Origin of the sequence: Candidatus Kurthia intestinigallinarum (assembly GCF_003991225.1) — a bacterium.
GTDB classification, from domain to species: Bacteria; Bacillota; Bacilli; order Bacillales_A; family Planococcaceae; genus Kurthia; species Kurthia populi.
Map to the genome: position 1 here is coordinate 1 of NZ_JTFC01000057.1, position 1596 is coordinate 1596.

Sequence of the window (1596 nt, forward strand, 5' to 3'; positions counted from 1 at the left end):
CAGAGAACAGAGATTTAAAAGACCTGATAGGCGATTTACGGCACGAAGTCGGTTTGTTGTATCAAAGTGCCAAAGATTTCGTAAAAGAGCGTACAGAGGGCGTCAGGGCCGTTAAAAACGTTTTTAAGGAATTAGTAGATAAAGTGAGGGAGCGAAACCCTGGGAGCGAATTTGAGCGCCTGTATAAGCGTGAGAAAGCTCGGGAGAGGGATCGAGGAATGGAAAGATGAAAACACGCCTTTTAGGCGTGTTTTTTAAGGTTTTGAGCGAAGCGAAAAACGGTTTTTTCTTATCTTGATATAAGGGTAACATCTTCGATTTACCCTGAAGGGTCTTGAGCCCTTGATACGTATGGCTTTAACGCAAAAAAACTTGCATTCTACAGCATAGTGTTGTATTGTTTTAATTGTCGAGATCAAAACAATAAACTATGAAGGTAGGTGCAAGTTTTTAAGTGCCGTGATTGGCGTTTATTAACTTAAGTTATATGAGCCACTATAAAGCAAAATCCAAAAAGAATCAAGACATTATGGTCAAGTCCACGAAGAAAAAACGGCGAAACGGTGTATTAGCGTACTTTATGGAAAAGCTAGTTTCTGAAGATGTGGTCTCGGAAAATACTTTAAAACTCATAAGGGAGTGCAATACGTTCATGATGATGGTTGCTGATGAAAACCTGGAAAAGAAAAAACAGCATAAGGGGAATACGTGCAAAAACCGTTTCTGTCCGATCTGTGCATGGAAGAAATCTCGAAAAGATGCGTTGGCTCTGTCCGTCATGATGGCTTATCTAAAGCAAGAGGAAAAGAAAGAGTTTATCTTTGTGACCTTAACAGCGCCGAACGTGCCAGCTGATGAACTGGAAGATGAAATTAAGGGTTACAACCATTCGTTCAAAAAGTTGATGGAACGCAAGGAAGTTAAGAAAATCGCAAAGGGTTATGCTCGGAAATTAGAAATCACCTACAACGAAGAGCGTGAGGATTACCACCCACATTTTCATGTGCTCATTGCAGTCAACAAAAGTTACTTCACGGATACAAAACAATATATCACTCGGGATCGGTGGCTGGAGTTGTGGCAGCAAGTCACAAAAAACCCTTTGATTACACAAGTTGATGTGCGGAAAGTTCGAAACGGTCGAGATGATAAAGTGTATGAGATTGCGAAGTACTCCGCAAAAGACAGCGATTACTTAATCAGCCAAGAAGTTTTCGAGGTGTTTTATAAAGCCTTAAAAGGCAAACGGTTAATTGTCTACTCAGGTCTATTCAAAGACGCTATGACCAAATTTAAAAATGGCGAATTAGATGGCTACAAGGAAAAAGATGTGACGAAGTATGTGTATGCGATCATGTATAACTGGGGCGGTAAAAGGTACATCGAATTAGAAAAACGGTATTTGACCGATGATGAACTGGAAGAGATCAATGGGAAATTGATTGATGAAAAAGAAGTAGATTAAGATACAATAGATTTCAACAAACGGGCCATATTGTTGTATAAGTGATGAAATACTGAATTTAAAACTTAGTTTATATGTGGTAAAATGTTTTAATCAAGTTTAGGAGGAATTAATTATGAAGTGTAATGAAT

1 protein-coding gene and 1 pseudogene are annotated in these 1596 nt (G+C 38.8%); both read left to right on the forward strand.

The features are described 5' to 3' along the window. Positions 1-230: pseudogene (locus QI30_RS20545) on the forward strand (MobV family relaxase); the annotation flags it as partial. Between the two features lie 299 nt (positions 231-529). Beyond that, the gene (locus QI30_RS18590) at positions 530-1465 is read left to right on the forward strand and encodes a protein rep (protein WP_126992064.1); all 936 of its coding nucleotides are present in this window, start codon (positions 530-532) and stop codon (positions 1463-1465) included. Positions 1466-1596 lie beyond the last annotated feature (131 nt).

Bases quoted from the DNA above. Each gene is read 5' to 3' on its own strand.
- QI30_RS18590 (WP_126992064.1), top strand. From the start codon at position 530: ATGGTCAAGTCCACGAAGAAAAAACGGCGAAACGGTGTATTAGCGTAC.